We start from the raw sequence: 21062 nt of genomic DNA, 5'->3' as shown, positions 1-21062 counted from the left end.
GGCGCTCACGCCCGCGTCACCCGCCGGCCGCGGCGGCCGGGTTGAGGTCCACCAGCAGCATGTCGCGCACCGCCGTGCCGTCCAGCGGGCTGATCGGGGACACCTCGTGCGTCACCCGGGCGTCGTCGACGAACATCGAGTCCAGCGGGTCGAGCAGCGTCAGCCGGACCGGCTCGCCGCCCTCCGGGTGCACCGTCGAGAGCCCGCCGCCGCACCGGTCCCGGCGCAGCAGGTGCATCCCGACGTACGCGTGCCCGTCGCGGTGGCGGCCCTCGGGGGTCGGCTCGCCCTCGCCGCCCGGCTCGGCCAGGATGCGGATCAGGTGGACGCCGACCTCCCAGGAGGTGGTGCCGCTCAGCCGCGCGGCCGCCCGGGCGTCCAGCCCGACCAGCGCCCGCATGCCTTCGTGCAGGAGCACTTCGGGGGCGATCGGCGCGAACACCCGGTCCTGCCCGCGCCACATGTGGATCACGTCCTGGCGGAACGAGGCGTGCGGCAGCGGAGTGAACGAGGCCGTGCCGTCCGCCTCCACCTCCACCCGCAGCCGCCCGTAGCGGCGCAGCCGGAACAGCTTCCCGCCGGGGATGCCGGTGTCCAGCTCCAGGTCCTCCCAAGCGGCGCGGAAATCCTCCAGGGCGTCCGCCGGCAGCAGGTGCCGGATCCGGTCGCGGCGCAGGCAGGTGAAGCCGGCCCGGGCCGTCTCCCGGGCCAGGCCGTCGGCGCAGTCGCCGGCCGGCGGTCGGGTCCGGACTGCCTTGTCCGGCGCGGTCACTCCCGTACTTGTCACGATCGCCCCTTCAGAAATGATGCGTATGACCGGCGATCACGCTGCCGGTCCGGGCCGCGCCGAAGGAGTCCGGATTTCCCCCGACTCCACCGGCGGGCGCGCCCCGGGGAGGCTTCGGGCCAGACACACACGTCGACGAGGAGCCCCGGCATGCCGCGAAACGTCAACGACCGACTGGCACAGCTCACCCCCCAGCAGCGCGCCGCGCTGCTGGGGGAGCTGCGCGCCAACCGTGAGCCGCGGCAGGACAGCGACCGCATCGCCGCCGCCGGCCGGGACGAGCCCCTGCCGCTGTCCTCCGTACAGCAGAGCCTGTGGTTCCTCGACCAGTGGTCCGACGGGCTGGCCTTCTACAACACCCCGCTCGCGCTGCGCCTGCGCGGCCCCCTCGACGTGCCCCTGCTGCGTTCCGCCCTGAGCACCGTCGTCGCCCGGCACGAGACCCTGCGCACGCGCTACCTCGCCACCCCCGACGGCCCCCGCCAGACCGTCGACGCGCCCGCGCCCGCCGCCCTGGAGCTGCTCGACCTCTCCAGCCTGCCCGCCGCCGAACGCGAGGCCCGCACCCGCGAGACCGCCTCCCGCGAGGCCCGCCGCCGCATCGACCTGTCGGCCGGCCCGATGCTGCGCGCCACCCTCGCCAAGCAGGGCCCCGACGAGCACGTCCTGGTGCTGTCCATGCACCACATCGCCACCGACGGCTGGTCCACCACCCGCATGGTGCAGGAGCTCACCGAGTGCTACCTGGCCGGGCGGGCCGGCCGCGCCCCCGTCCTGCCCGAACTGCCCATCCAGTACGCCGACTACGCCGTATGGCAGCGCGACCGGCTGGCCGGCGAGGCCGGCGCCCGCTCGCTGGCGTACTGGCGCGAGCGCCTGGAGGGGCTGCCCGCCCTCCAGTTCCCGTCCGACCGGCCGCGCCCCGCCGACCCGAAGTGGACCGGCGCCGAGGTCGGCGCGTACCTGGAACCCGCGCTCCACCGAGACCTGGAGGCCCTCGCCCGCAGCGAGCGGACCCGGCTGCTGCCGGTGGCCGTCGCCGGACTCGCCGCCCTGATGTCCCGCTACACCGGCCAGGACGACATCGCGCTCGGCTCCGTCTTCTCCGGCCGCACCCGCACCGAGTTCGAGCCGCTCATCGGCTACTTCGCCAACACCGTCGTGCTGCGCACCTCGACCGCGGGCGACCCCACCTTCCGCGAGCTGCTGGCCCGTACGGGCGACGCCGTCTCCGACGCGCACAAGCACCAGGAACTCCCCTTCGACCAGCTCGTCGGCGAGCTGCGGCCCGACCGCGACCAGAGCCGCAACCCGCTCTTCCAGCACGCGATCTACCAGCTGGGCACCCCGGTGGAGACGGTCCGGATGGGGGACATCGAACTCACCGGCCTGCCCCTGCACATGGGCACCACCAAGTTCGACTGGACGATCGGCCTCTCCGAGCGCTCCACCGGCGGCGTCGACCTGATGACCGAGTACGCCACCGAACTCCACGACGGCGACCGCATCGAGCGGATGCTCGGCCACTACCGCCGGGTCCTGGAGAGCGCCGTCTCCCGCCCCGACGCGCGCCTGTCCGAACTCGCCGTGCTCACCCCCGCCGAGCACGAGCGGATCCTGGTCCAGTGGAACGACACCGCCGTACCCGTGGAGACCGCCGGCGGGGTCCCGGCGGCCTTCGCCGCCCAGGTCGCCCGTACCCCCGGGGCCACCGCGGTCGTCCACCGGGGCGCCGCCCTCGACTACGCGGCCCTGGACCGGCGCGCCAACCGGATCGCCCACCGCCTGCGCGCCCTCGGCGCCGGCCCCGGCACCCTGGTGGGCGTCTGCCTCTCCCGCGGCCTCGACATGCCCGCCGGGCTCCTCGGCGTCCTCAAGTCCGGAGCCGCCTTCGTCCCCCTCGACCCCGACTACCCGGCGGCCCGCCTCGGCCACGTCCTCGGCGACGCCCGCCCCGCCGCCGTCCTCGTCGACGCGGACAGCACCGCCCGGCTGACCGCCGCGGCCGCCCTCGCCGAGGGCGCGGATCCCGTCCTGCTCGACCTGTCGGCCGACCCCCTCGAGGACGTCCCCGACGCCGACCCGGGCGTCAGCGTCGGCGCGCACGACCTCGCGTACGTCACGTACACCTCGGGCTCCACCGGAAAGCCCAAGGGCGTCATGGTCGAGCACGCCCAGCTCCTCAACCTCTTCCGCGGTCTCGACGACCGGGTCGGCGAGCACTCGCCGGGCACCTGGCTCGCGATCAGCAGCATCTCCTTCGACATGTCCGAGGTCGAGATGTTCTGGACGCTCACCCGCGGCTTCAAGGTGGTCGTGGCCTCCGGCCGCCCGCACGAGCTGCTGCGCTCCGCCCCCGCCCCGCGCACCCGCCCCATGGAGTTCGGCCTCTTCTACTTCGCCAGCGACGCGGGTGACGACGCCCCCGGCGGCAACCGCTACCGGCTGCTGCTGGAGGGCGCCAAGTTCGCCGACCGGCACGGCTTCTCCGCCGTGTGGACCCCCGAACGCCACTTCCACGCCTTCGGCGGTCTCTACCCGGCCCCCTCGGTGACCGCCGCCGCCCTGGCCATGGTCACCGAGAACATCGCGATCCGCTCCGGCAGCGTGGTCATGCCGCTGCACCACCCGGTGCGCGTGGCCGAGGAGTGGTCCGTCGTCGACAACCTCTCCGGCGGCCGCGTCGGCATGGCCTTCGCCTCCGGCTGGCTCCACGACGACTTCGTCTTCGCCCCCGGGAACTACGAGGACCGCAAGCAGGTCATGATCGACGGCGTGCGGACCGTACGGTCGCTGTGGCGCGGCGAGCCGGCCACGCTGACCGCCGGCAACGGCAAGGACGTCGAGGTCCGCATCCGGCCCCGCCCCGTCCAGGCCGAACTGCCCGTCTGGCTCTCCTCCGGCGGCACCCCCGCCACCTTCAAGGCCGCCGCCGAACAGGGCGCCAACATCCTCACCCACCTGCTCGGCCAGGACCTCGACCAGCTCGCCGAGTCCATCCGGCTCTACCACGACACCTGGCGCGAGAAGTTCGGCACCGAGGGCGGCAAGGTCACCCTCATGCTGCACACCTTCCTCGACGAGGACCGCGACCGGGCCCTGGCCCTGGTCCGCGAACCGTTCATCGACTACCTGCGCACCTCCCTGGACCTGGTCCGGGTGCTCGGCCAGCGCATGGGCGTGGACGTCGACCCCCGCAACATCGGCGAGGACGACCTCGACGCCCTCCTCGGCCACGCCTTCGACCGGTACGTGCACACCAGCGGCCTGTTCGGCACCCCCGAGGACTGCCTGGAGCTGATCGACAAGCTCTCCGCCATCGGCGTCGACGAACTCGCCTGCCTCGTGGACTTCGGCATCGACGCCGACGACGTACTCGGCGGCCTGGAACACCTCGACCGGCTGCGCGTCCTCGCCAATGCCCCGCTGGGGCAGGCGCGGCCGGCCGGCCCCGCCCACAACGCCTCCCTCGCCGAGCTGATCGCCGAGCACGGGGTCACCCACCTGCAGTGCACGCCCTCCCTCGCCCAGCTGATGCTCGACGACCCCTCCGGCGCGGCCCGCGAAGCCCTCGGCGCCCTCGACGTCCTGCTCGTCGGCGGCGAGGCCGTGCCCACCGCGCTGGCCCTGCGGCTGCGCGAGGCCACCGGCGCCAGCTTCCACAACATGTACGGGCCCACCGAGACCACCGTCTGGTCCACCTCGGCGCCCGTCGACGGCGCCGACACCGAGGCCCCCACCGTCCCCGTCGGCACCCCCATCGCCAACACCGCCGTCTACGTCCTCGACGCGCACGGGGCCCCGCTGCCCGTCGGCGTGCCCGGCGAGCTCCACATCGGCGGCGACGGCGTCTCCCGCGGCTACCACAACCTGCCGGAGCTGACCCGCGAGCGGTTCCTGCCCGACCCGTTCCGCCGGGACCGGGCCCCCGGCGCCCGCATGTACCGCACCGGCGACCTCGCCAAGTGGCTGCCCGACGGCCGCCTGGAGTTCCTCGGCCGGGGCGACGACCAGGTCAAGGTCCGCGGCTACCGCGTCGAACTCGGCGAGGTCGAGACCGCCCTGCGCGACCACCCCGGCGTCGGCTCCTGCGTGGTCGCCGCCCGCGGCCCGGCCGGCGCCCAGTACCTGGCCGCCTACCTGGTGGCCGCTCCCGGCCGGGGCGCCCCCGCCGCCGATGAACTCCGCGCCCACCTGCGCGAGCGGCTGCCCGAGTTCATGGTGCCCGCCCGCTACACCGTGCTGGACGCGCTCCCGCTCAACGCCAACGGAAAGGTGGACCGCTTCAAACTGCCCGACCCGTCCGCCGCGGCCGCGGACGGACCCGCACAGGCGCCGGCCACGCCCACCCAGCAGATCCTCGCCGAGGTGTGGCAGCAGCTCCTGGAGGTCCCCTCGGTCGGCATCCACGACAACTTCTTCGACCTCGGCGGACACTCCATCACCGTCATCCGGGCCGTCGACTTCGCCAACAAGCGCGGCGTGCGCATCACCGCCCGCCAGCTCTTCCAGCACCAGACGGTCGCCGAACTGGCCGCCGTCGCCGACCAGGAGGCCGCCTCGGCGTCCACGGACGGCGCCGTGCCCGCACCGGGCGGCACCCTGACCCTCCTCAAGTCCGGCTCCGGATCCGCGCAGCTGCCCCCGCTGTTCTGCGTCCACTCCAGCACCGGAACCTCCACCTCCTACTTCCCGCTGGCCCAGCACATCGAAGAGGACCGGACCGTCTACGGCATCGACGCCGCGCCCATCGTCCCCGGCGCCCCCGAGGAAACCCTCGACGAGCTCGCGCACCGCTACCGCGACGCGATCCGCGAGGTGCAGCCGCAGGGCCCGTACCACCTGCTCGGCTGGTCGCTGGGCGGCGGCATCGCCTGGGCGCTGGCCTCGCTGCTCCAGGCCGGGGGTGCCGAGGTGGCCCTGCTGGCCCTGGTGGACACCCAGCCCCCCGCCCAGCTGCCGCAGCCGCTCGGCCACGCCGAGTCGGTGTGCGCCTTCGCCGACAGCTTCGCCCTCTCCATGGGCCGGCCCCCGCTGCACACCGACCCGGAGACGGTCCGCGCCCTGCCGCGGGAGGCCGCGTACGAGGCCGTCCTCGGCCGGCTCGCCGATGCGGGCCTGGTCCGCGACGGGGAGGACGCGCAGATCCTGGCCCGGGCCCGGATGTTCACCGCCATGACCCGGGCGGCCTCCACCTGGCGGGCCACCCCCTACCGCGGGCCCGTGGAACTGCTCGTCGCCGACGACCCGGGCGATCCGGACTGGTTCCGCGAGGGCTGGGAGCGGCACGCCGACGGCCCGGTCCGCACCCGGCTCGTCCCCGGCACCCACTTCACCGTCATGCAGGGCACCGGCGCCAAGGACATCGCCGCCGCGCTCGGCGAACTGCTCCCGGAAAGCCGCCTCGGATGACCGTCATGGAGACCCCGCGGGCCGCGCGGCCCGCACTCGACACCCTGCTGCGGTCGGTCTTCCGCCAGCACGCAGCCGGGGTCGCGGTGATCACCGCCCGCGGGGCGGACGGCCGCCCCCACGGCTTCACCGCCACCTCGCTGATCTCGGTCTCGGCCGACCCGCCCGCCCTGGCGTTCGCCGTCTCGAACGGAGCCTCCAGCTGGCCGGCGGTCGCCGCCGCCGAACACGTCGCGGTGCACCTGCTGGGCGAGGACCAGGCCGCGCTGGCCTCCGTCTTCGCCCGCAGCGGAGCCGACCGGTTCGCCGCGGCCGACTGGTCCACCGGCCCCTGCGGGACCCCGGTGCTCTCGGGGGTCCTCGCCTGGCTGGTCTGCCGGGTGACCGCCCGCGTGCCGGCGGGCGACCACCGCATCGTGGTGGCCGAACTGGTCACGGGGGACCCGGGCCCGGCGGACCGGCTCCCCCTCCTCTACCGCGCGGGCGCCTTCACCTCCCTGCGCGAGCCCCGGCCGTGACCCCGGGCGCCCCGGCCCCCCGACGGGCCGAGACCTACGGCTCGTAGGGGAGCCAGCCGCAGCGGACCGCGCGGACGCCGGCCTCGAACCGGCTCCGCGCGCCGAGGCGCTCCATCAGGACCGTCGCGATCCGGCGGGCGGTGCGGTGCGAGACCCCCAGCCGCTTGGCGATCCCCTCGTCGGTGTGCCCCTCCGCCAGCAGCCGCAGCGCGGCCTGTTCCTGCCGGCTGAGGCCGTCCTCGCCCCCGCGGGGCTGGACGGCCTCGCCGAACGGCTGCGCCTGGTCCCATACGCCCTCGAAGAGCGTGCACAGCGCGGTCAGCGTCCCGTGGCCGGTCAGCACCACGGCCCCGGCCAGGCTGTCCTCGCTGTTGAGCGGGATGATCGCGGTCTTGCGGTCCAGGATCGTCATCCGGGTCGGGAGGGTGGCCACCGTACGGACCTGGCCGCCCTGGCCGGTCAGCCAGTTCGCGTGCTCCACCGTCGGCGGGCTGTTGCGGACGGCGTCGACGTAGATGGTGCGCATCACCACGCCGCGCTTGAGGAGGCGCTCGTTCAACGGCCGCGCGGCGGCCATGTTCTCCTCGCTCTGGCCCCCGTCGGGCACGAAGGCCATGACCTCCTGTTCCACCTCGTTGGTGAAACGGGCCAGCCGGGCCCGTATCTCCTCCACGCCGTTGAGATGCTCCACACCCGTCTGCGAGGCGGCGGGCTGGAGGCCCGCGTACTCCGAGATGAGCTGGGACGCGGCCGCCCGCGAGGCGGCGATGCGCTGGCGGTGCGCCGCGAACTCCGTCTGCTGGCGGGCCAGCAGGTGCTCCAGCCCCAGCTCGGGGCTGACCGCGCGCGGGTGGTCCGGGAAATCGGCCCGGTCCTGTACCACCAGACATAGTTCGGCCAGCCGCCCCCAGGCACGGCGGATGTCCTCTTCGGTCCAGCCGAGTCGTTTCGCCAACGCGGTCGCGTCGTCCCCCGGATGGGCCAGCATCGTGCGGTAGACGGATTCTGTGGGGCCGTCCAACCCCAAAGACTCAAGCACTGGATCCCCCTGCTGAACAGAGCGGACGGGTCGCTCCGCCCTGATCATGCCAAACGACAACCTGCCGATCGAGGGGATGAAACCACCCTGCGGGGCCCCGCGCCACCGTGATGCCGCCCGGTGGACTGAAAGGGCCAGGGCCCAATCAGGCCACCCGGTTTCCCTTCACCTGCACCCACCGCTCGAAGGATGCTTGAGCCACGGCGGAAAACAGCCGCCGGACAACTCGGCAGAAGCCCCCCGAACCACGTCAACCGCGGGACGTGCGAGGGGAGCTCGAGTACCTCACCCCGACTCCTGGATGGGACCGCTCATGCTCCGCGCCCGCTTCGCCCCGATCGCCGCCACCGTCGCCCTCGCCGCCCTGTGCCTCCTGCCCGTCGCGGGCACCGTGACCGCCACGGTCCTCGCCGACGCCCCCGTCCCGACGGCGGTCACCCAGCCCGCCCCCGGCACGGGCACCGGCGGCACCGGCACCGGCACGGGCGACGACATGGGCTGGGGCTGACCGGACCGGACACCGAGGCAGCCGGCTCCGAACCCGCGGGAGACCACGTGGACATCCGACAGCTGACGACCTTCCACCGGGTGGCGACACTGCTCAGCTTCACGCGGGCCGCCACCGAGCTCAAGTACGCGCAGTCCAGCGTCACCGCGCAGATCAAGGGACTGGAGATCTCCCTCGGCGTCGAGCTCTTCGAACGCCTCCGCGGCAAGATCCAGCTCACCCCGGCCGGTGAGCGCCTGATGCCGTACGCGGAGCAGATCCTCTCCCTCGCCGACGAGGCGCGGGGCGTGACCGCCGGCCTGGGGGACCCCTCCGGGGTCCTGACCATCGGCACCATGGAGAGCCTGATCTCCTACCGGATGCCCCCCGTCCTGGAGTACTTCCACCACCGCTACCCGCTGCTGCAACTGGTGCTCCGCCCCAGCCTGTGCGCCGAGACCTGCCACTCGCTGCGCCAGGGCTCCTTCGACCTGGGCTTCCTGATGGAGGCCGAGACGGAGCACTCCGGGGTGCAGACCGCCGTCCTGGGCTCCGAGCCGCTGTCCGTGGTGGCCGCTCCCGGCCATCCCCTCGCCCTGGCCCGCTCCCTCACGACGCAGGACCTGCGCACGGCCGCCGTCCTCGCCCCCGAGGCCGGCTGCGCCTACCGCGAGCTGTTCGAGGCCGAGCTCAACGACGGCTCGGGCGAGCCGGTGTGCTTCCTGGAGTTCGGCAACATCGAGTCCATCAAGCGGGGCGTGGCCGCGGGCCTCGGCATCAGCCTGCTGCCGACGATGACGGTCGCCGAGGCCGTGGAGAGCGGCCAGCTGGCCGTCCTCGACTGGGAGCCGCCCTTCGAGGTGTTCACCCAGCTCGCCTGGCGGCGCGGCAAGCAGCTGTCGCGGGAGATGCGCCTGTTCGTCGAGCAGACCGTCGCCTTCATGTCCGAGTACTACCGGCCGGTGGCCGCGGCCGCCGCGGCGGCCGCCTGAAGGGGCTCACAGGTGGACGCGGCGGGCGGTCGGCGAGGCGCGGTGGCGGATGGTCCACAGACTGCGCCGCACGTAGGTGCGCTGGAGCCAGCGGTCCATCCCGTCGTAGCGGGGCGTGAACACCGAACGGGCGTGCACCCCCTTGCGGTTGTTGACCAGCAGGGCCTGCCCGGGCCGCAACCGCACGGGCTGCGCCACCGAACGGCAGACCTCCTGGAGCCGCAGCAGGGCCGTGCCGGCCGCCGTGGTCATCGGGCGGACCCCGTTGGCCGCCACGGTGATCTCCGGGAAGGCCGCCGCGCCGCCGATCAGGGGCACCGGATCGGAGAGCACCTCGCGGCCGCCGGCGTGGGCCCGGGTGTAGCCGCCCGGGGCGTTCAGCCGGAACAGCGGGCTCCGCAGCGTCGTCAGCAGTTCGTCGCCGAGGGAGGCCGCGATGTCGCGGGCGTCCGCGTAGTAGGTCACGGCCTCGCCGTCATGGTCGGCGCGCAGGCAGTTCAGCACCAGGAAGTCGGGATTGGCCAGGTCGTAGCGGCCCGCCGGGTCGTGGACGATGTCGCTGTGGAAGTTCAGGAAGGCGCGCGAGCCCTGGTTGGTCTGGGTGTCCTCGCCTCCCGGTACGGGCACCACGTCGTGGACGATGCGGCCGTCCTTCTCGGTGAGCATCCCCACCGGCTCGCCCAGCAGTCCGCTCAGCCCCAGCAGCACCCCCTCGGCGACGAAGGTCCCCTTGGCGGGGCTCGGCCCGCCGTCGAGCGGGGTGGGCGGCAGCAGGGCGTCCTGCGGCAGGTTCCCGACCAGCGCCACCCCCGGCGTGTCGGGGTGCCGGCCGAAGTCCAGCAGCCGGCGGAGCAGTTCGGTCGGCAGCTGGGCGAAGACCTGGTGGCAGCGGGCCGTGGCCCAGTCGAGGTCCGCGGCCGGGTCGGCCAGCCCGGCCAGGTCCCGCCCCACCGCCTCGCGCACCGAATCGGGCAGGTTCCAGACGGCGAGCGTGGAGCCGCTGTCCGGCCGTGTGCCGAGGATGTCGGCGACGGTCATGGTCATGTGCCTCACACTCCTGCGAGTCTCAGGGGCCGGGCACGGGAGCCCGGGCCGTTCTCGAACGTGCCGTGCAGCCGCCGCGCGAGGGCCACGGCCCCGTCCGCGTCGGCCGCCAGATGCGTGGTCGCCACCGGGCCGCGCAGCACCGTCACCGGTACGCCCGCGCCCGATCCGGGGGCCAGGCCCCGGCGCCGGTGGAACTCCGCGAGGTCCAGGAACCCGCCGACGGCCACGACCAGCGAGCCCTCGCCCAGCCGGACGGCGTCCGCGTTCGCCGCGCGCAGCGCCGCGTACGCCCGGTCGGCCTCGGCCTCGCCGGAGTACCGCAGGGCGACGGAGCGCCGGTTCAGGACCACGGCGCGCACCGGCTCGCCCGCCGCGCCCACCCGGGTGCCGTGCGCGAACGGCGGCCGCCCGTGCCGCAGTACGAGCTCCACACCGCACTTGCGGGCCATCTCCACGGCCCGCCGGTGGATCACCTTCGCGCCGTGCAGCGACAGCAGCGAGGCCGTGTCGTAGGAGACCAGCGGCAGCAGCCGCGCACCCGGCACCAGGTGCGGGTCCGCGCTGTAGATGCCGTCCACGTCCGAGTGGATCTCGCACGCGGGCGCGCCGACGGCCGCGGCCACCGCCACCGCCGACAGGTCCGAGCTGTTCTTGCCGAGCCAGGTCGGCCGGCCCCGCGCGTCGACGGCCTGCCCGCCCGGTACGACCACCACCTCGTGCCGGGCCAGGGCCGCCGTCAGCGCCCCCGGATCCGTGTGCACCAGCCGGGCCCGCGCGAACACCGAGTCCGAGACCAGGCCCAGCTGCTGCCCGGCCAGTACCGCCGACCCGATGCCCGCCCGGTGCAGGGCCGCGGCCAGCAGCTGCGCGCCCGCCGTGTCGGCCAGTGTCAAAAGCCCGGCCAGGGTCTCGTCCTCGGGGTGCGGGTCGATGCCCAGCAGCCGCTCCCGCAGGGCCTCCGTCTCGCCCGGCCCCGCGCTCACCACCACGGCCAGCGGGCCGCGCCCCTCCCGCAGCCGGCGGCCGACCGCGTCCGCGACGCGCTCGTACCCGTCCGGCCCGGCGAAGCTCGACCCGCCGAACTTGAGGACCCGCGCCGCGCTCACAGCGTGCCCCGGGCGAGGAGTTCCTCCGCGATCTGCACCGCGTTCAGCGCCGCGCCCACCCGCAGGTTGTCGGCGACCAGCCACAGCCAGAAGCCCCGCGGATCGTTCGGCGAGACGCGGATCCGGCCCACGTGCACCCGGTCCGGGTCCTCCAGGGAGGCCGGCACCGGCGGCTGGGCCTGCGCTCCGTCGTACACGCTCACCTCGGGCAGCGCGCCGAGCAGCGCGACGAGTTCACCGCGGTCGACCTCGTCGGCGCACTCCACCCACACCGACTCCGAGTGCCCGTTGACCACCGGCACCCGTACGCACGTCGCCGTCACGTCCAGTCCCGGCAGGTCCAGGATCCGCCGGGACTCGTGCAGCAGCTTCTCCTCCTCGCGGGTGAAGCCGTTCTCCAGCACCTCGTCGATCCGCGGCAGCACGTTGAAGGCCAGCGAGGGGGTGAACCGCTTCGACAGCGGCTCGGCGCCCGGGTCCTGGAGCGCGAGCGCGGTCGCCTCCTGGAGCTCCTCGATGCCCGAGTGCCCCAGGCCCGAAGCCGCCTGGTACGTGCTCACCACGACCCGGCGCAGCCCCCAGCGCCGGCCGACGGCGTCCAGCAGCCGCACCAGCGGGATCGTGGAGCAGTTCGGGTTGGCGACCGTACCGCTGTCCGGCCGCCGGTCCAGCTCCGCGGCGTTGACCTGCGGGACCACCAGGGGCGTCGCCGGGTCCATGCGGAAGGCGCGGGTGTTGTCGATGACGAGGGCGCCCGCGGCCGTGGCGACCGGCACCCACCGCTCGCTGACGGCCGTGCCGGCCGAGAAGAACGCCAGGTCCACCGAGGCGAAGTCGAACTCCTCCAGGTCCCGCACGGTGTAGTAGCGGCCCGCCACGCACACCTCCCGGCCGGCGGAGCGCGGCGAGGCCACCAGGTACAGCTCGCGGTAGGGCAGCTTCCGCTCCTCGAACAGCTCGACGAGGGTGCCGCCGACCGCGCCGGTCGCCCCGATGATGGCGATACGGGGCGCTGAGGGGTCGCTGACGAGGGTCACACGAATCTCCGATCTCGATCGTTCAGTCGTTCAGTACAGGGAAACCGGGTAGTGCAGACCACCACCGGTCCACAGCTCGTTGAGGCCGCGCGGCACGTCCAGCCCGGAGGCCGGGCCCAGCGCGCGCTCGTACACGTCCGCGTAGGTGCCGACGGCGGCCAGGACCCGGGCGGCCCACCGCGGGTCCAGCCCGGCGGCCGGGCCGTGCCGCCCCGCCGCCCGGGCCACCCGCTCCAGCGCGGCGGCGCGGCCGCCGCCCCCGGTTCCGGCCTGCGCCACCTCGTGCTCGGCGGCCAGCAGCAGGTTCACCACCCACCGGCACAGCCGCAGCCATCCCGGGTCGTCCTCGCGGACGGCGGCGGCCATCGGCTCGCGCGAGACGGTCTCCGCGAGGACCGTGTGCCCGCCGGGTTCGGGGAGCAGCGCCCGCTGCCCGGCCAGCGCGACCCGGTCCAGCACGAGCGCGGCGCACCCGCCGCCGGCGTAGCCGGCCAGCGCGGCCGCGGGCGTCGGGTACGCGCGCACGCGGACGGCGAGCCCCCTCGGCCCGTACCAGGCGGCGAGGTTGGCGGCGCTGGTCGTACCCGCCTGCACCGCGACCTCGAGCCCCGCGAGACCGGCCGGTCCGGTGATCCCGTCCGCCGTCCGAACGAGGAAGCCCTCGCCGTCGTAGCAGGTCACGGCGGCGAACAGGACCGGCCAGGCGGCTTCGCGGCCCATCGTCCAGGTGGTGTTGGCCACCGTCAGCTCCGCTCCGCCCGCCGCCAGCACGGAGAGCCGGTCCGCCGGATCGGCGGGCACCCACTCCACGGCGTCGCCGTCGCCCAGCGCGGCCGCGGCCACGGCCCGGGCCACGTCGGTGTCCAGCCCGGACCACACCCCGCGCGCCGAGCACGCCGACAACCCGGGCACACCCCGGCTGACGACGGCGCGCAGCGCCCCGCGGGCCCGTACGGCGGCGAGGGTGCTCCCGCCCCGGCCGGCGCTCATGCCGCCGCCCCGTCGGCGAGGCGGCGGCCGAGTACGTCCTCCACGTCGAAGCGGCGCTCGTTGAAGCCGAGCATGTCCAGCAGCTGCCGGGAGCCGACCGCCCCGTCCGGGGACCCGGCGCGCGGGGTACCCGGGGGCAGCGGGACCCGGCCGGGGTCCGCCCAGCGCAGCACGCCCCAGGGGTCGACGACGGCCCGCGCCCGGTTCGCGTTGTCCGGGTGCAGGCAGTACGGCACGTCCAGCAGCCCCGCCGCGAAGGCCCGCAGCAGTGCTTCGCCCACCGTGGGCGCCTGCTCCAGCACGCGGTCCACCAGCAGCGCGGCTTCCTCGTACACGCCGTACGGGCCCGCGGCGGGCACCGGCCGCGGCCGCGCGCGCGTCCGGGCACGGACGCGGATGCGGTCCCGCTCGTCGGCGGCCACGGCCGCGGCGAACTCCAGCGCGGCCACGTTCTCGTCCAGGGTCGGGATCCGGTGCGCCTCCGCCGGCGTCTTGACCACCAGCCGGGCCGCCCCGCCGCGCACCGCGAGGCGCGCGCTCTCCTCGAGGAGCCGCAGGGCGCCCGCCGCCGAGCGCGGGAACACCCCCATGAACGTGTACAGCACGACGTGCCAGTCCGGGCCGCCGTCCGGGCCGCCCTCCAGCCGCTCCGCGGCGAGCCGGTGCAGCGCGGCGAGCGCCTCCAGGTCCTGCCCGGGGTGCGTCTGCTGCGCGTAGCTGAGCGAGAGGGAGCGCACCCCGTGCTCACGGAAGAACAAGGCCTCCAGCACGCTCAGCGCGACCAGCATCGACGGCGGGCACAACTGCCCCAGCATCCCGCCGCCGAAGGTCTCCAGGTGCATCGGCTCCGCGCGCGCCGCGATCAGCTCGCAGCACCGCGCCCAGGCCCGCACCGAGTCCCGCAGCGGCACCCGCCCGTACGGCAGGCAGTACGAGACCGGGCCGCCCTCGGTGGCGTCCGCCCCGGCCGCGCAGGCCACCGCCACCAGCCGCCCGGCCAGCGCCGAGCCGTGCCGCACCTGGACCGGGAAGTCCTGCGACGCCACCCCGTCCAGTACCCCACGCGTACGCCGCGCCCCATGGGCCACGAGGGGGAAGCCGTTCAACTCCGCCCCGGAGCGCAGCGCCTCCAGTGCCCGCGCGTACTGCCCCACCCGGGTGTAGCTGTCCACGGTGACGGTGCCCGCCGTCGGCGCCGCGACATCGCGGACCGCTTGCAGCCCCTCGCGCATCCGGCGCGCGCCGGCGAAGCCCATCCGCGGCTGCACGACCAGCGACCCGGACTCCCGGGCCCTGCGCACGTGCGCCGCGAACCGGCCCGCGCCGGCGGTGCCGGGCCCGCTCATGCGACCGGCTCCGCGGGCGCGCGGCGCCTCGGGCGCAGCTCCCGCAGGAAGTCCGCGAACTCCTCCAGCCCGTGCTCGGAGGCGAAGACGGCGTCGTAGCCCGCGGCCACCAGCGCGTCCGCGTGGCGGTCCGCCGCGCCGTCCACGCCGAGCTTGCCGCCGATGACGGCGCGCAGCTCCGCCAGGTCCGGGTGGGCCCGCAGGGTCCGTACGAGCCGCTCGCCGTCCATGTGGCCGTGCCCGTTGACGGTGCTGACCACCAGGGCGTCCGGGCACTCGCGCAGGCAGGCCGCGACGACTTCGTCGTCGGGCGGGCAGGCGCCGAGGTTGACCACCTCGTGGCCGCGCTCCTCCAGCATCAGCTGGAGGAAGACCAGGTTCCAGGTGTGCGCGTCGGAAGAGACCCCGGAGACGACGAACTTCCCCGAGCGGCTTCGGTACTTCGGCATGGGACACCCCCGGGTGGCGGATCGGCGCAGGCGGTACACCGATCCTCGTGGCGCTGCCCGCGCCGATTCAACGCGCCGCCGATGGAGAACCGCTATCGCCGCCATCGAAGAATTCGATGTTCCGAGGTCAGCGGCCAGGGGGGTGCCTTCCGGATCGGGGCGGGCCCCGCCGGGCAGGCCGCCGGCCGGAGGGCGATCGAAATCTCCGATGGCCCGCATCGTCATTCCCGCACGCCCCGCGTTGACCGGGCCCCGGCGGCTGGACAAGGGTTTTTCCCGCCGTGCCCGCGCCGCGGACGGCAGTCCCCTTGGAGCGTCAGGCATGAAGATCCTCGTCCTTCACCAGCTGCCGTACCGCAAGGCCGGCTACGACCGGGCCATCGACCACCGGCGCCACGACGTGACCTACGCCGGACACGCCGACCGGCTGGCCGACCTGCCCGGGGACCTGCCCGCCCGGCGGCTGCCCGTCCCGGCCGACGAGGACTTCGCCGCCGGCGTCATCGCGCGCACCTCACCGGCCGACGGCTACGAGGCGGTGCTGTCCCTCTCCGAGTTCGGCGTCCTCGCCGTCTGCCGGGTCCGCGGCCACCTCGGCCTGCCCGGACCCACCACCGGGCAGGCCGAACTCGCCCACGACAAGGTCCGCATGAAGCAGGCGCTCGCCGGGTCCGGCATCCGCACCCCCCGCTTCTCGGCCGCCCCGGCGCGCGGTGCCCTGCTGCCCTGGTCGGGGGCCACGGTCCTCAAACCGCGCCGCGGCACGTGCAGCGAGGGCGTCTCCGTCTTCCCCAGCGCCCGCCGCGCCCTGGCCGCGCACCGCGCGCTGGCCGAGCCGGGGGCGTACGAGCTGGAGGAGTACGTCGACGGCGACATCCTGCACACGGACGGCCTCGTCCAAGGCGGGGTACTCGTCCACAGCGTCACCAGCCGGTACGTGGGCAAGCCCGCCGACTACGCCGCGGGCATCCCGCTCGGTTCCCACCAACTGCCTCCCGACGAACGGTACGAGGAACTCGCCCGCCGCACCGTCGCCGCGCTCGGCATCGACTGCGGCACGGTCCACCTCGAGTTCTTCGAGACCGCGGAGAGCGAGCTCGTCTTCCTGGAGGTGGCCAACCGGATGGGCGGCGCGGGGGTGGTCGACGCCCATCTGCGGCACACCGGAATCCACCTGCCCTCGCACGAGATCGCCCTGCGGCTCGGCCTGCCGAGGCCCGCCCCGGACACCCCCAGCGGGCGCTACCACGGCTGGCTCGTCGTCCCCGGACACCACCTGCCCGCAGACCGCCCGCACACCGCGGCGCTCCCCGCGCACCTGCTGGACCACCCCTGCGCCGACCGGATCCACACCCTCCCGCCCGGTACCCCGGCGGCCCGTCACATCACCTACCAGGAGTGGCTCGTCCCGCTGGCCGTCGAAGCCTCCCACCCCGACCCGGCGGTCCTGCGCGCCTACCTCCACGCCTGCGCCCAGGCCGCCGCCACCCCCTCCGAGGAAGCCGCATGACCGCCCCCGCCCCCGCGAGACCGTCCGCCCCGGAGGCCCCCGCGATGGCCGCCGCACCGGCGCCCGCGCCCGCGACGCCCGCCGCCGCGTCCCGGGCCGGGCGGACCGTGCGGTACTACCCCACCGACCTCCTCCTCGCGATGGAGGAGGCGGACCGGCCCGGGTCCGGGCTCGACGAGCTGCTCGACGCGCACCGACTGGCCGCCCTGCGACCGCTCTTCGGGGCCGGCGAGGAGTTCGCCGACGGGCTCGACGAGCTCCTCGGCGGCCTCGCCCAGTACCCCTGGCAGCCGCTCACCGACACCAACGACGTGGACGAGCTGCGGCCCGTCGGGGCGGTCGTCCTCGACGACGACCGCCCCGGCACCACCCTGCGCGGCCTCCTGCTCGCCTGGGCCACCGGCAACCAGGTCACCGTGCGCACCGCCGACCCCGGCTTCTGGCAGGCGCTCACCGCCCTCCTGCACCGCCCCGGCCTGCCCCTGCCCACCGCCCGCGCCGTCCCCCGGGACGCCCCCGCGGCCGCGCACGGCACCCCCCTGTGCGTACCCGACTTGCTGCCCCTCGCCGCCGGGGACGGGGCCCCGCACGACGCTCCCGCGGGGACCCCGGCCCGGCACGACGCTCCCGCGGGGACCCCGGTGCGGCACGACGCTCCCGCCCGGGACGCGGCCCCGTACGGAAGCCCCGGCTGGGACCCCGTCCTCTACGCCACCCCCGGCAGCGCCGGGCCCGAGCCGCAGGTGACGCGGTTCCCGGCCGGGCGGGAGCTGCCCGCCCAGGACGCGTTCACCGCCGGGGTGCTGCGCAGCGACTGCCGCGCCGCCTGGACCGCGGGCCTCATCCGGCGCACCCGCCTCCACGGCACCACCCTCGCCGCGGCCCGCGCCGCCGAGGACCCCCGCCGCACCGGCCGCCTCGACGCCCGGCTGCGCCACACCGCGGCCCGCGCCCGCAGGTCCCCGTACTACCGGGACCTGCCCCCCGTACGCACCCTGGACGACCTGCCCGGTCTTCCCGTGCTCGACAAGGCGGCCCTCGCCGCGCACTCGCCGCCCGCCGGCCGCGGCTTCGCCAGCGGCGCCCGCCCCACCGGCGAGGTGCTGCGCAGCGGCTCCACGACCGGTACGCCGCGCTACATCGTCTACGCCCGCGCCGACTGGGACAACATGGTCCGCGAGGCCGTCCCGCTCTTCTACGCCATGGGGCTGGAACCCGGCGACCGCCTGGTCAACACCCTCTTCGGCGGAGACCTCTACGGAGGACTGACCACGACGGTCACCGAGTTCAGCCGGATGCCGCTCGAATGCTGCACCACCGCCCAGGCCGCCACCCCCGAGTCCCTCCTGATGCTCGCCCGCAGCTTCGGCGCCAACGCCGTCATCGGCGTACCGACCATGATCGTCCCGCTGCTGCGCGAGGCGTACCGGCAGGACCCCCTGCTGCGCATCGAGAAGGTCCTCTACCTCGGCACGGCCATGGGCCGCGCCGACCGCACCTGGCTGCGCGAGCACCTCGGCACCCGCATCCTCTCCAGCGTCCTCGCCGCCAACGACGGGGCCCAGCTCGGCTACCAGTGCGCCGCCCTCGACGGGATGCTCCACCACGTCAACGACGACTACAACTACCTCGAGGTCGTCGACGACCACGGCCGCCCCCTGCCCGACGGCACCGCGGGGGAGCTGCTGACCACCACCTTCCAGAAGGGCGAGGGCCCGCTGATCCGCTACCGCATCGGCGACCGCGGCCGCTTCGTCCACCACGACTGCCCCTGCGGGATCTCGGGCCGCACCCTCGAGTACCACGGCCGCTCCGACGGCGTCGTCCGCCTCATGGGCGCCGCCCTGCTGCACGCCGAACTCCTCGACGCCGTATCCGGGTTCGGGGTCTGCGAGCTCCAGGCGGAGATCACCTCGCAGGGTGGCCGCGACACCCTGACCGTCCGCACCGAGTCCCCCCGCCCGCTGCGCCCCGAGGAGCTGCGCGCCCATCTGGCCGACCGCTTCCCGCTCCTCGCCGGCAGCCGGATCTACGAGGACGGCGCCGCCCCCGAGGGCCCCGCCGACTTCCGTGTCGAATGCCACGCCCCGGGCGCCCTCGCCCGCAACCCGGCCAGCGGCAAGATCCGCCCCGTCGTGGACCGCCGGGTGGAAGCCTGATGCCGGGCGGCCGCGCCCCGGGCCCCGTCCGGGACCGCACCGTCCCCACCCTGCTGACCTCCATCGCCCTCCTGGGCATCGGCATGGGCGTCTACCTGCTCGCGCTCGGCCAGCTCCTGTACCAGCTCACCGGCAGCCCGCAGGCCTTCGCGCTCGCCCTGACCCTGCAGGGCGCCGCGGCCGTCTGCGTCCTGCCCTTCTCCGGGCCCCTCGTGGACGCCCTCGACTCGCGCCACGTGCACACCGCGTGCAGCCTCGCGCGCGCCGTCACCGTCGCCGCGCTCGCCCTGACCGGGCTGACCCGGCCGCCGGGCGCGGTCGCGCTGATCGCCGCCGGCGTCGTCCTGCTGGCGTTCGTGGACAACGTCCAGCGCGCCGCCCTGTTCAAGTACACCGCCTGGCACCTCGAGCCGGCCCGCCGGGCCAGGCTCAACGCCCTGATCAACGTGGCCGTCCAGGTGGGCGCGCTGACCGGCATGGCCCTGCTCGGCCTGCTGCTGCTCCGGACCTCGCCGGCCGGAGCCCTGCTGGCCGACACGGTGGTCGCGCTGGCCGTCGCCGCGCTCGTACGCAGCCTGCCGGCGACGGCGGCCCCCGAGCCGAGCGGCCCGGCCGCCGGGGTCCTGCGTACGGCGCTGCCGCTGGCCCTGCACGACTGGCGGGCCATGTTCCACCGCCACCGCGGCGACCTCGCCGTCCTCGGCGTGATCGTGCTGTGCGCCGCCGACTTCGTCTTCCAGTCCTGCGTGAGCACCCTCGTCGTCCCGCTGGTCGCGGAACACTACGGCGGCCGCGGCCAGTACGTCTCCCTGCTTGAGGCGGTCTTCGCCCTCGGCATGATCGCCTCCTCCTTCTTCACCCGGCACACGCAGCGGGCGTCGCTGCTGCCGCTGTGGTGCGCGCTCCAGGGCGCGGCGGCGCTCGCCCTCGGGCTGTCGGCCGCCCCCGCGGTCCACCTGGCGGCCCTGCTCGCGGCCGGATTCGCCAACCTCTCGGCCCTCACCTGGCTCCTGACGAGCCTGCAGAACCGGGCGGGCGACGGGGAGAAGGCGAAGATGGCCAGCCTGCGCATGCTGTCCATCGGCGTGGCCACCACCGTGCTGATGCCGCTGGTCGGCCACTTCGCCGGGGTCTCGCTCCTCGCCGGCTTCCTGGCCACGGCCGCCGTCATGCTGGCCTTCACGGTGCTGGCGGCCGCCACGGCGACGGTGTCCCGCCGGGCCGCCGAGCCCGCCGGGCCGCCGAGCCCGCCGAGGCGGCGACCCCCGAGCCGGCCCGCTGACCCGGACCCCGCGTCCGGCTGTGCGTTCACTCTTCTTCCATTGCAACGGATGCGCGGCTGATGTTGCGTTATCTACACATCCATTGCAATGAAATTGAGGCTCTGACCTGCATGAATGAATAATGCGTGCAACGAATCCGTTGCGTGATCCTTGAACGCTACGTAGCTTTTCCTTCATCGGAAACAGCGAGTGAGCGCAACAGGAGACTGTCATGCAGAAGTTCGAGACCACTGCCCCGATCGCCGTCGTTCTGGATGTTGCCGCGGGGCGTGTGCAGCTGATCGCCGCGGATCGGGTGGATGCCGTGGTGGAGGTGCGGCCGGTGGACGGCTCCAGGGGTCGGGATGTGAAGGCGGCGGAGCAGACCGTGGTGGAGTTCGCCGGTGGTGTGCTGCGGATCGCGACGGCGGTGGCGAAGCATCAGGTGCTGGGTGCTTCGGGTGCGGTCGAGGTGACGGTTCGGGTGCCGGCGGGTTCGCGGGTGGAGGCGAGGGCGGCGGCGGTGGAGTTCCGGGGGGTGGGGCGTCTTGGTGAGGTGGTGTTCGAGGGTGCGCAGGCGATGGTGCGTCTGGATGAGACGGCTGCGGCCCGGCTGGCTGTTCAGGCCGGTGACATCTGGGTCGGTCGTCTGGCGGGGGATGCGGAGATCGGCACGTTGAAGGGTGATGTGCGGATCGATGAGGCGGTGGGTGGGTCGGTGGTGTTGCGGACGGAGTCCGGTGACATCGCGGTGGGTGTCGCCCGCGGTGTGTCGGCGTCGCTGGATGCCGGTACCTCGTACGGCCGGGTGGCCAACTCCCTGCACAACGCCGACGGTGCCTCGGCGGCTGTGAACATCCGGGCGACCACCGCCCACGGCGACATCACCGCCCGCAGCCTCTGACCCCCCAACACTCTCGG

At 74.7% G+C, this 21062-nt stretch carries 16 protein-coding genes; 8 read left to right on the top strand and 8 right to left on the bottom strand.

Annotated features, from left to right (window positions below):
- Window positions 1-16: 16 nt before the first annotated feature.
- A complete protein-coding gene (locus tag ACFY1T_RS22485) occupies window positions 17-787 on the bottom strand; it encodes a 2OG-Fe dioxygenase family protein (RefSeq protein ID WP_390789716.1) in 771 nt (256 codons plus the stop codon).
- A 150-nt stretch (window positions 788-937) separates the two neighbouring features.
- Between ACFY1T_RS22485 and ACFY1T_RS22480 the strand changes: the two genes are divergently transcribed.
- Window positions 938-6199 carry a MupA/Atu3671 family FMN-dependent luciferase-like monooxygenase gene (locus tag ACFY1T_RS22480; protein ID WP_390789715.1) on the top strand — a complete coding sequence of 1754 codons (5262 nt, stop codon included), beginning with the start codon at window positions 938-940 and terminating at the stop codon, window positions 6197-6199.
- On the top strand, window positions 6196-6717 hold the full coding sequence (locus ACFY1T_RS22475) for a flavin reductase family protein (RefSeq protein WP_390789714.1): 522 nt from the start codon (window positions 6196-6198) through the stop codon (window positions 6715-6717). Before ACFY1T_RS22480 ends, ACFY1T_RS22475 begins: the two co-directional genes overlap by 4 nt.
- A gap of 34 nt (window positions 6718-6751) precedes the next feature.
- Here the strand turns inward: ACFY1T_RS22475 and ACFY1T_RS22470 are convergent, their stop codons facing one another.
- A complete protein-coding gene (locus tag ACFY1T_RS22470) occupies window positions 6752-7756 on the bottom strand; it encodes a helix-turn-helix domain-containing protein (RefSeq protein WP_390789713.1) in 1005 nt (334 codons plus the stop codon).
- A 313-nt stretch (window positions 7757-8069) separates the two neighbouring features.
- Here ACFY1T_RS22470 and ACFY1T_RS22465 point away from each other — a divergent pair, with 313 nt between their 5' ends.
- Both ACFY1T_RS22465 and ACFY1T_RS22460 read left to right on the top strand, forming a co-directional pair.
- Window positions 8070-8264 carry a hypothetical protein gene (locus ACFY1T_RS22465; RefSeq protein WP_390789712.1) on the top strand — a complete coding sequence of 65 codons (195 nt, stop codon included), beginning with the start codon at window positions 8070-8072 and terminating at the stop codon, window positions 8262-8264.
- 47 nt (window positions 8265-8311) lie between these two features.
- Window positions 8312-9235, top strand: a complete 924-nt coding sequence (locus ACFY1T_RS22460) for a LysR family transcriptional regulator (protein ID WP_030870020.1) — start codon at window positions 8312-8314, stop codon at window positions 9233-9235.
- Between the two features lie 6 nt (window positions 9236-9241).
- Here ACFY1T_RS22460 and ACFY1T_RS22455 read toward each other — a convergent pair whose 3' ends face one another.
- From ACFY1T_RS22455 to ACFY1T_RS22430, 6 genes are read right to left on the bottom strand one after another with little or no spacing between them, the layout of a single operon-like run.
- Window positions 9242-10279 carry an oxygenase gene (locus ACFY1T_RS22455; protein ID WP_390789711.1) on the bottom strand — a complete coding sequence of 346 codons (1038 nt, stop codon included), beginning with the start codon at window positions 10277-10279 and terminating at the stop codon, window positions 9242-9244.
- A 5-nt stretch (window positions 10280-10284) separates the two neighbouring features.
- Window positions 10285-11388, bottom strand: coding sequence for an aspartate kinase (locus ACFY1T_RS22450; RefSeq protein ID WP_390789710.1), 1104 nt, complete (start codon window positions 11386-11388; stop codon window positions 10285-10287).
- Window positions 11385-12425, bottom strand: a complete 1041-nt coding sequence (locus ACFY1T_RS22445; RefSeq protein ID WP_390789709.1) for an aspartate-semialdehyde dehydrogenase — start codon at window positions 12423-12425, stop codon at window positions 11385-11387. The genes ACFY1T_RS22450 and ACFY1T_RS22445 overlap by 4 nt, the downstream gene beginning before the upstream one ends.
- A gap of 30 nt (window positions 12426-12455) precedes the next feature.
- Window positions 12456-13415 carry a transporter substrate-binding domain-containing protein gene (locus ACFY1T_RS22440; protein ID WP_390789708.1) on the bottom strand — a complete coding sequence of 320 codons (960 nt, stop codon included), beginning with the start codon at window positions 13413-13415 and terminating at the stop codon, window positions 12456-12458.
- A complete protein-coding gene (locus ACFY1T_RS22435; RefSeq protein ID WP_390789707.1) occupies window positions 13412-14761 on the bottom strand; it encodes a methylaspartate mutase in 1350 nt (449 codons plus the stop codon). Before ACFY1T_RS22435 ends, ACFY1T_RS22440 begins: the two co-directional genes overlap by 4 nt.
- Entirely contained in the window at window positions 14758-15210 is a 453-nt protein-coding gene (locus tag ACFY1T_RS22430) for a cobalamin B12-binding domain-containing protein (protein ID WP_051806116.1), read from the bottom strand. Before ACFY1T_RS22430 ends, ACFY1T_RS22435 begins: the two co-directional genes overlap by 4 nt.
- A 322-nt stretch (window positions 15211-15532) precedes the next feature.
- On the opposite strand from ACFY1T_RS22430, the gene ACFY1T_RS22425 reads away from it, so the two are divergent.
- The 4 genes from ACFY1T_RS22425 to ACFY1T_RS22410 all read left to right on the top strand — a co-directional run bounded on the left by ACFY1T_RS22425 (window position 15533) and on the right by ACFY1T_RS22410 (window position 21045).
- Window positions 15533-16720, top strand: a complete 1188-nt coding sequence (locus tag ACFY1T_RS22425; protein ID WP_390789706.1) for an acetyl-CoA carboxylase biotin carboxylase subunit family protein — start codon at window positions 15533-15535, stop codon at window positions 16718-16720.
- Window positions 16717-18879 (top strand): phenylacetate--CoA ligase family protein, encoded by a 2163-nt coding sequence (locus ACFY1T_RS22420; protein ID WP_390789705.1) that lies wholly within the window; start codon window positions 16717-16719, stop codon window positions 18877-18879. The genes ACFY1T_RS22425 and ACFY1T_RS22420 overlap by 4 nt, the downstream gene beginning before the upstream one ends.
- Window positions 18879-20222, top strand: coding sequence for an MFS transporter (locus ACFY1T_RS22415; protein WP_390789704.1), 1344 nt, complete (start codon window positions 18879-18881; stop codon window positions 20220-20222). Before ACFY1T_RS22420 ends, ACFY1T_RS22415 begins: the two co-directional genes overlap by 1 nt.
- Before the next feature lie 151 nt (window positions 20223-20373).
- Window positions 20374-21045, top strand: a complete 672-nt coding sequence (locus ACFY1T_RS22410) for a DUF4097 family beta strand repeat-containing protein (RefSeq protein WP_390789701.1) — start codon at window positions 20374-20376, stop codon at window positions 21043-21045.
- The last annotated feature ends 17 nt before the right edge of the window (window positions 21046-21062 follow it).

It is taken from the genome of Streptomyces sp. NPDC001194 (assembly GCF_042896985.1).
In the GTDB taxonomy this organism is placed as follows: domain Bacteria; phylum Actinomycetota; class Actinomycetes; order Streptomycetales; family Streptomycetaceae; genus Streptomyces.
Note: the sequence above shows the minus strand (reverse complement) of the source record. Positions and strands in the feature narration are given on the sequence as shown.